The sequence below is a fragment of the Rhodococcus sp. AQ5-07 genome, assembly GCF_009707305.1.
GTDB classification, from domain to species: Bacteria; Actinomycetota; Actinomycetes; order Mycobacteriales; family Mycobacteriaceae; genus Rhodococcus_F; species Rhodococcus_F erythropolis.
The window spans coordinates 1,982,713-1,991,182 of the sequence record NZ_CP046099.1 but is presented as its reverse complement, the minus strand read 5'-3'; the positions used below and the strand labels follow the sequence as shown (position 1 = coordinate 1,991,182).

The following is an 8,470-nucleotide window of genomic DNA, read 5'->3' as shown; positions in this document are numbered from 1 at the left end:
GCGAGCGCCACCGAGCTGTTGCCGGGCACCGCAATCGAGCACGAGGAGCGGCAATGAGAAGGATCGGACGTACTCGGGCGATGCTGGTCGTCGCCCTCGTCGCATGGACGGGATTGTTCGGTGAAGCGGCGCTTGCCTCGGCTGATCAGGCGCGAACATCCCCTCCAGACAGTTCAGCTCTCGATCACGTCGAGGAAATCAACGCCCGTCAGCTGACGATGTACGTCTACTCCGCTGCAATGGACAAGGTGATCCCACTCGAGGTGATTCGGCCGGCAGACACGAGTGCGCCCCGGCCGACTCTCTACCTGCTCAACGGCGCGGGCGGAGGCGAGGACACGGCGACGTGGCAGACACGCACAGACGTCGTCGACTTCTTCGGCGACAAGAACGTCAACGTCGTCAACCCGATCGGCGGTGCCTACAGCTACTACACCGACTGGGAGAAGCCCGATCCTGTTCTCGGGCTGAACAAGTGGACCACGTTCCTCACCGAGGAGTTGCCACCGATCGTCGATGCCACGCTCGGGACTACGGGTGTGAATGCCGTCGCCGGCCTGTCGATGGCAGGTACCTCGGTTCTGAGCCTGGCCGAGGCGGCGCCATCCGTTTACCGTGCCGTCGGTGCTTTCAGCGGGTGCGCCGAGACGAGTACTCAACCCGGTCAGGACTACGTGAGATTCGTCGTCGGATTCCGCGGCGGCAACGTGGACAACATGTGGGGTCCTCCCGGCGGTCCGGGCTGGGTAGCCAACGATCCTGTGGTCAACGCCGAGAGATTGCGGGGCGTCGACCTCTACATCAGCAATGGATCGGGCCTGCCCGGCCCACACGAGAATCTGGGCGGACCGATGGTCAACGGCGACCTCGGCGTTCTGGCGAACCAGGTGATCGTGGGTGGAGTCATCGAGGCCGGGACGAACCAGTGCACCCAGCGTTTGGCCGAGCGGCTCGACTCCCTGGGCATCCCGGCCACCTATGATTTCCGGGCAACCGGCACTCACTCCTGGGGTTATTGGCAGGACGATCTTCACAACTCGTGGTCGATGATTGCCGAGTCGATCGGTGCGCGTTAGCCGGTGAACCCGAGGATCGGCGGCTGAGTTGTTTCTCACTTCGGGGCCCGCTCGCCCCACCTAGCCGACCGAACTGCAGGTCAGCGGCGTTATAGTCGCCACATGAGTTCAGAAGCACTCGCGCCCCTCGACACCGATGTACTTGCGCGCAGGTTTGCGTGCCTTGGTGATCCGACGCGGCTGCGAGTGCTCCGACTCGCTGCCGGCGGTCCGATCGACGTCGACACGATTGCACACGCCGCATCACTCGCGCCGTCGGCGCTGAGTGCTCACCTCGAGGCCTTGATCGAGGTCGGTTTTGTCGAGGCTTCGGTGCGTGAAGGCACTTCGGTTGTCAGTGTTGCCGGAACGGCATACTCCGATCTGATGGCAGCGGCCGCCGTCGTGGCTGCGCGTGGCCCGGTCGAAGACACACTGGGAGTTCTTCCCGACGATGTGGTGCTTCGCCGCATGGAATCCGGCGACTGGGATGCCGTGCGCTCGATCTACCGCGAAGGAATCGACACCGGAACCGCGACGTTCACCACGTCGGTGCCGTCAGCCGAGAAGCTCGACGCGCAATGGTTGCCCGATCATCGATGGGTCGCCGAGATCGACGGCCGAGTCGAAGGCTGGGCGAGCCTGAGCCCGGTGTCCTCGCGTGATTGCTACCGCGGGGTCGCCGAGAACTCCATCTACATCAGTAGCGGCGCTCGCGGGCGCGGCGTGGGCAAGCTGCTGCTTCGCCGACAGGTGCAAGCCGCCGACGCCAGTGAGATATGGACGGTGCAGTCGTCGATCTTCCCGGAGAACCGGGCGAGTGTCGCCTTGCATCAGGCCGTCGGATTCCGAATCGTCGGCACTCGCTCGCGTATCGCTCAACTCGGTGGCAGGTGGCGTGACACGTTGTTCCTCGAACGTCGCAGCGAGGACGCTGACATTGAGGACGCTGACATTTGAGAAGAGACGCTCAGCCCTTGGCAGCGCTGATTCCCGCGCGTCGCCCGTAGAAGCTGCCGTCACCGAGGGACGTTCCGGAGGCGTATCCACCGGCGCAGACGCCGGCGGTGCAGCGTCCAGCGGCAAACAAACCCGGGATCGGTTCGCCGGAGACGTGGATGACCTCCGAGTTGATCGACGTGCGCAGGCCGCCGAGCGTGAATCCGGCGGTGAAATTGCGAAGATCGAGCGCAGCGACGGGTGAGCCGATCGGCTTGACCCACTCCTTCTTCTTACCGAGTACCGGGTCTTCACCACGGGCGGCGTGCCGGTTGTAGACCTCGACGGTCGACTGAAGGGTGCCTTCCGGCAGGCCCATGTCGGATTCGAGTTCCTCGACGGTCTCGGCCACCCACTTGGGCTGGAATCTGAAGAACGGTGTGGAACTGTCGGCGGCGCAGCCCTCTTCGTAGGAAGCTTCGTCGATGATCAGGTAGGCCTGATTCTCGTTGCGCAGCAGCGTCTCCTGGCCGATTCTTCCCGGGTACGTGTCTTCGTTGACGTAGCGCTGGCCGCGTCCGTTGACCAGGATGCCGCGGATCATCAACTGGGGGTCGCCGAAGAATGCGACCTCGGTTGCGTCCATGTGTGCGAGGTCGGCCCCGAGTGCCTGCGCCATCTGGATGGCCTTGCCGTCGTGCTCTTCGATAGCCGCACCGGGGCGCCCGATCAGCCGTGGGGCGTACGACTGGATCATCGCTTCGTTGTAGGCGAAGCTTCCCGTCGCCAGTACGACACCCGTGCGTGCTCGAACTGCCACTTCCTTGCCGTACTGCTTGGCGATGATGCCGACTACTCGATCTCCGTCGACGACCAGGCGCTGGACTCGCATGTCGTATTCTGCTCGTACGCCGAGGCTTTCGGCCGTCTCGATCAGTGGCTTCATCAACATGAAACCACCGCCCTTCTCCCCGGTGCGCTTGCCGCTCATCTGCGGCACGTGCCCGCGAGGGGCCGGTGTCGCGATCGTGTTGAACGGTGCCGAGTTCTCGCCGCCGGAATACATGAGTCCGTCGTCGAAGGGTGTTTCCCAGCCGGGTTGGCCGTAGAAACTCTCCTTGAACGGCACACCGTTGTCGACGAGCCAGTTGTAGTGCTCGACACTGCCTTCGCAGTAGTCGGTGATCTTCTCCTCGTCGGCGCCGGGCCCGAGTGCGGCCATCATGAACGATTTCATGTTGGCGGGGGAGTCCTCGAACCCGAGTGCCTGCTGCAACGGGGTCCCGCCGCCCAGATAGATGAATCCGCCTGCCAGCGCCGCAGCGCCGCCCCAGCCGCTCGTGCGCTCGAGCACCAACACGTCGGCGCCCGCTCGCGCGGCCTCGATCGAAGCACTCACTCCGGCAATGCCGTAGCCGGCGACGACGACGTCAGCCTCGAAGTCCCACTGCTCGATGCTTGCGGCGGACTGCGGACGGATTGAGCTGGCCTCGGCCATGGATTCGGATCCTTCGTTCTTCTGGTTGGTTGGTGGGGGAATCGGTGGGTGTGATTGATGCCCTGATGGCAGTATCTCGACCGAAAGTCAGTCGGTGTCCGTTTTCGCGGAATCGGCCGCGGCCTTCTCCTTGGCGCGCGCGGCTTTACGTCTGTCGGCCTTCACGGCGATCAGCGCATTGTTGAGTCCGGTGGCCAGCGGCCAGCCGACGTAGTGGCACAGGAAGATCGCGGCCTCTTCGAACTGCTGCTCGGTCAACTCCTCGTTGTGGAGAGCAGCGTTGATCTGGATCTTTGCCACATCGTTCTGCCCCTGGGCGGTGATGGCGCCGATCAGGAGTAGTCGTCGGTCACGCACCGACAGTCCCGGTCGCGTCCAGATGTCGGCAAAGAGGTGGTCGGCGGTGACCGCGAAGAAGTCGCCGGGAACGTCGGCGGGAAGCTCCCAGCCGTACACCTCGTTCATCTTCGCGACGCCACGAGCGCGGGCCTCGGAGATGCGGCTTTCGTCGGTTCCACCGGCATCGGTCATGTGAGTGGTGTCGGTCATGCGTGCTCCCGAGTAGTAGATGCCGAAGATGCCGTTGAAGGTTCGGCCGGCCTGTCTTCGCTGTCATTCCCGACGCCCAGACCGGCACCGAGTCCGGCGAGCGCAAGGTGCGCGAGCGGCAGGTCGAGATTCAGCCGATCACCGAGGTCGATGGCCAAGGCCAAGTCCTTCTCCCCGAGATTGCGAACATGCCGCAGTATCGAGAACCACGGGTCGTCCTCCGAGACCGGTGCGGTGGTGTCGCGGAGCATGATCGCGCCCGCGCCACCAGTGATCGCATCGGTGTGCCTGACGACCTTTCCGAGCGTGCGGAGATCGAGTCCTGCTGCTTCGGCGAGTCGCGCGGCCTCGGTCGTGGCGGTGAACGAGACGAAGTGAAGAAGGTTGCGTGCGAGCTTCATTCGCGTTCCCGCGCCGACGTCACCGGCGTGAACCACCAGCTCGGCCCAGGATCCGAAGGGCTCGCGGACGGCTTCGAACGCCTCGTCGGAGCCGCCGATCATCACTGCCAGCCTGCCCTGCGCTGCGCCGCCGGCACCGCCACTGATCGGCGCGTCGACCAGCAGAACACCACGCTGGTGACAGATGTCAGCGAGTTCCACCGCCGTGGAGTCCGAGATAGTGGAGTGAATCGCGACGACAGTGCCTGGCTGTGCGGTCGACAGGATCCCGTGCGGCCCGTACACAACCTCGCGTACCTGCGCGTCGTCGAGCACCGTGACGGAGATGATGCTCGCCTGCGCTGCAACGTCGGCGGGCGTCGATGCTGCGCTCGCGCCCGCAGTGGTGAACGGTTCGAGCGCTTCTGCGCGGGCATCACACACCACCAGTCCGCCCGGCCAGTCCAGGAGGCGCTGCGCCATCGGCGCGCCCATGTTGCCTAGGCCGATGTATCCCAGTCTGGTTTTCGAAGCGCTGGCTTTCGGCGCCGATTCCGTCATGACCGGTACACCTGGCCTCCGTCGACGTTGAAGATCTGCCCGGTCACCCAGCCTGCGTCGTCGGAGAGAAGGAACAGGCACATGCCGACGAGATCCTCCGGCGTTCCCATGCGCTGCAACGGGATTCGCTTTACCATGTCCTTGACGATGTTGCCGGGGGTGACGGTTCGAGTCGCCTCCGTGTCGATGGGACCGGGAGCGATGGCGTTGATCCGGATGTTCGACCAGCCGAGTTCGGTCGCGAGTTGTTGTGTCAGGCTGTTGACGCCGGCTTTCGCGAGTCCGTAGTAATTCGAGTACAGCCAGGCTGCTGTGGAGGACTGGTTGACGATCGAACCGCCCTTCGCGCGCATATGAGGTACGACCGCCCGGCACACGTGCAAGGCGCCGTCCATGTTGACGCTCATGAACTTTCGGTAGTAGTCCCAGTCCACCGTCAACAGGGAATCGATCTTCATTCCGCCGTAGATGGCAGCGTTGTTCACCAGATGCTCGATGCTGCCGAACTGCTCGATCGTGAAGTCGGCAAGTGCCGCAGTCGACTCCCCGTCGGCGACGTCGACGTCCTTGAACACGGCACTTCCACCGTCCGCCGTGATCTGCTTGGCGACAGCTTCACCGAGTTCGCGATTGAGGTCCGCCACGACCACGTTGGCCCCCTCCACGGCCAGAGCGCGGGCATATGCCTCTCCGATACCCTGCGCTGCTCCGGTGACTATCGCGGTGCGACCGTCGAAACGTCCCATGTCGACCTACTTTCGTGGTGATGATTCTGTGGTGAGGGTGTGGGGTGAGGGTGTGGAATGTCAGGAAGGTGAAGCGACGAGCTTGGTTTCGAGGTATTCCTCGAAACCGGCGAGGCCCATTTCGCGGCCGATCCCGGATTGTTTGTAGCCGCCGAACGGTGCGTCGGCCGAATACCAGACGCCGCCGTTGACGCTCAGCGTTCCGGTTCTGACACCGGCAACGACGTGCGCGACGCGATCGGGATCGGAGCCCCACACCGACCCGGACAGGCCGTAGGGGGAATCGTTGGCAATCCGGATAGCGTCGTCGTCGTTGTCGTACGGAATGATCACGAGAACGGGCCCGAAAATCTCCTCCTGCGCTACGCGAGACGAGTTGTCCAGCCCGGCAATGAGAGTGGGTTCGACGAAGAAGCCGCTCTGGTGATCGTCGGGTCGGCCTCCACCCGTCACGATCGTGCCGCCCTCTTCGACCGCGAGGGCGAGGTAGCTCTCCACCCTGGCGCGCTGGCGCGCGGAGATGACCGGACCACACACCGTTCCGCGCGCGCTGGGGTCACCGGCTCGGATACCCGCCATCGCGGCGGAGGCCGCTGCCAGAGCATCTTCGTACCGAGCGCGCGGCACAAGAAGTCTGGTACTGAGTGCGCATCCCTGACCGGCATGAACGCACACGGAGAACGCGGCAACCGAGCATGCACCCTTGATGTCCGCGTCGTCGAGGACGATGAATGCGGACTTGCCCCCGAGTTCGAGGAAGACCTTCTTGAGGGTTTGCGCGGCCGTGGCCATCACCGTGCGTCCGGTGGCGGTGGAACCGGTGAAAGACACGAGATCGACGCGCGGATCGCTGCACAGCTGCGCGCCGAGAGAGTGATCTGTCGACGTCACCACGTTGACGACGCCCGCCGGGATCTCGGTTTCTTCTGCAATCACCTTGGCGACCAGCGCGGCGCACCAGGGCGTGTCCGGCGCGGGTTTGAGAACGATGGTGTTGCCGGCCGCGAGGGCGGGGCCGAGTTTGGCGAAATTGATCTGGTGCGGGAAGTTCCACGGTGTGATTGCGCCGACGACGCCGACCGCTTCCTTGAGCACGCGGCGATGGGTCGGAATCCCCATGGGTGACGCGTGCCCGAGATCTTGTTCCCACGAATAGGTTTCGATCAGGTCAGCCCAGTAGCGAAGATCTTCGATCGGGCCTTCGAGTTGCGGACCGCTCGTCAGCATGACGGGTGCGCCGACCTCGGCGACGGTGATCTCACGCAACTCCTCGATGTGGGACTGGAGTGCGTCGCACAGTTGGCGCAGGCAGCGAGCGCGAAACCCGTGATCGCGTGCCCATTCGGTCTCGTCGAACGCACGGCGCGCAGCGGCAATGGCCGCATCCATGTCCACGGTGGTGCCTTCGGCCGCACGGCCGATCAGTTCCTCGGTGGCCGGGTTGAAAACTTCGAAGGTTCCACCCGATCCGGGAACCAGCTTTCCGTCGACGAGAAGTGCAGAACTGTCTGCGGGTCGAAGCGTCATAACGCGAACCCTCTCTTTCTGGACATGTGTCTGGACTCTAGTTCACACTCGTGGTTGAGGCAATGGTTTCTGGGGCATAAGAGATTTCGAGAGCGTCTCGGGATCTGCTTCGGTGAAAAGCGCCTCGTGTCCGGGGCGGCGCGGCTACGGTTCACCGCACATTCACAACCACGCCTTCACATCCACGCTTTCACATGCACGCCTTGACATACACGCCTTCACGTACACGGGAGAGAGGTCGAAATGAACAGAGTTGACGGAAAAGTGGTGCTGGTGACCGGTGCTGCTCGAGGTCAGGGGCGCAGTCATGCCGTTCATCTCGCACGGGAGGGCGCGCACATCATCGCCTTCGATCTGTGCGCAGACATCGCCAGCAACGAATACCCGCTCGCCAGTCCTGCCGATCTCGAGGAAACGGCTCGACTGGTGAAAGAGACCGGACAGCAGGTGGTGACGGCACGTGTCGACGTCCGCGATCGCGCCGGACTCGAAACGGCACTTGCCGAGGCGGTAGGTCAGTTGGGCGGATTGCATGTCGTCGTGGCGAACGCCGGTATCTGTCCGCTCGGCAAGCACGTGTCGACTGCCGGTTTCGTCGACGCGTTCGATGTGAACTTTCTCGGTGTCGTCAATACAGTGCACGCGTCGATGGAATACCTCGGCGAAGGGGGTTCGATCATCGCGATCGGCTCTGTTGCCGGTCTGGTGCCACAGACCGGATTCAACGGGCAGCAGGCGCTCCAGGGTCCGGGTGGCGACGGATACGGACTGGCCAAGAAGCTGATTCAGGCATATACCAGTTCGTTGGCACTGACTCTCGGGCCGAGTTCCATTCGCGTCAACGCGATTCATCCGACCAACGTGAACACCGACATGTTGCAGAGCATGCCGATGTACCGCACGTTCCGTCCCGACCTCGAGAATCCGACCGCCGAGGATGCGGCAGTGACGTTCCCGTTCATGCAGGCGATGCCGACCCCGTGGGTCGAGCCCGCGGACATCTCGCATGCGGTCGTGTACCTGTCCTCGGACGAGTCGCGATTCGTCACCGGCCAGCAACTGCGCGTGGACGCTGGTGCCGGGATGAAGATCGGTCTGTAGTAGAACTTTTCGCTTCGTGGCTGCCTGTGAGTGGTGAATTTTCGAAGTTTCCCCATTTCGTTGCCCTGGACAGGGTGCTGTAGTAACGTCCAGACACGTGTCCAGCAAACGGGG

General features: G+C 63.5%; 8 protein-coding genes. 3 read left to right on the top strand and 5 right to left on the bottom strand.

Annotation, left to right across the window (positions count from 1 at the left end):
• Window positions 1-53 precede the first annotated feature (53 nt).
• On the top strand, window positions 54-1,076 hold the full coding sequence (locus GJB56_RS09225) for an alpha/beta hydrolase (RefSeq protein ID WP_113684211.1): 1,023 nt from the start codon (window positions 54-56) through the stop codon (window positions 1,074-1,076).
• A 102-nt stretch (window positions 1,077-1,178) separates the two neighbouring features.
• The gene (locus tag GJB56_RS09220) at window positions 1,179-2,015 is read left to right on the top strand and encodes a helix-turn-helix domain-containing GNAT family N-acetyltransferase (RefSeq protein ID WP_113684210.1); all 837 of its coding nucleotides are present in this window, start codon (window positions 1,179-1,181) and stop codon (window positions 2,013-2,015) included.
• 10 nt (window positions 2,016-2,025) lie between these two features.
• On the opposite strand, the gene GJB56_RS09215 is transcribed toward GJB56_RS09220, so the two are convergent.
• The 5 genes from GJB56_RS09215 to GJB56_RS09195 form a co-directional block, all read right to left on the bottom strand.
• Window positions 2,026-3,492, bottom strand: a complete 1,467-nt coding sequence (locus tag GJB56_RS09215) for an FAD-dependent oxidoreductase (RefSeq protein ID WP_020907950.1) — start codon at window positions 3,490-3,492, stop codon at window positions 2,026-2,028.
• A gap of 87 nt (window positions 3,493-3,579) precedes the next feature.
• On the bottom strand, window positions 3,580-4,041 hold the full coding sequence (locus GJB56_RS09210; RefSeq protein WP_003944075.1) for a carboxymuconolactone decarboxylase family protein: 462 nt from the start codon (window positions 4,039-4,041) through the stop codon (window positions 3,580-3,582).
• Window positions 4,038-4,982, bottom strand: a complete 945-nt coding sequence (locus GJB56_RS09205) for an NAD(P)-dependent oxidoreductase (RefSeq protein ID WP_113684209.1) — start codon at window positions 4,980-4,982, stop codon at window positions 4,038-4,040. Before GJB56_RS09205 ends, GJB56_RS09210 begins: the two co-directional genes overlap by 4 nt.
• Window positions 4,979-5,728 carry an SDR family oxidoreductase gene (locus GJB56_RS09200; protein WP_113684208.1) on the bottom strand — a complete coding sequence of 250 codons (750 nt, stop codon included), beginning with the start codon at window positions 5,726-5,728 and terminating at the stop codon, window positions 4,979-4,981. The genes GJB56_RS09205 and GJB56_RS09200 overlap by 4 nt, the downstream gene beginning before the upstream one ends.
• Window positions 5,729-5,788: 60 nt before the next feature.
• A complete protein-coding gene (locus GJB56_RS09195; RefSeq protein ID WP_113684207.1) occupies window positions 5,789-7,255 on the bottom strand; it encodes an aldehyde dehydrogenase in 1,467 nt (488 codons plus the stop codon).
• 243 nt (window positions 7,256-7,498) lie between these two features.
• Between GJB56_RS09195 and GJB56_RS09190 the strand changes: the two genes are divergently transcribed.
• Window positions 7,499-8,356 carry a mycofactocin-coupled SDR family oxidoreductase gene (locus GJB56_RS09190; protein ID WP_019748684.1) on the top strand — a complete coding sequence of 286 codons (858 nt, stop codon included), beginning with the start codon at window positions 7,499-7,501 and terminating at the stop codon, window positions 8,354-8,356.
• Window positions 8,357-8,470: the final 114 nt, after the last annotated feature.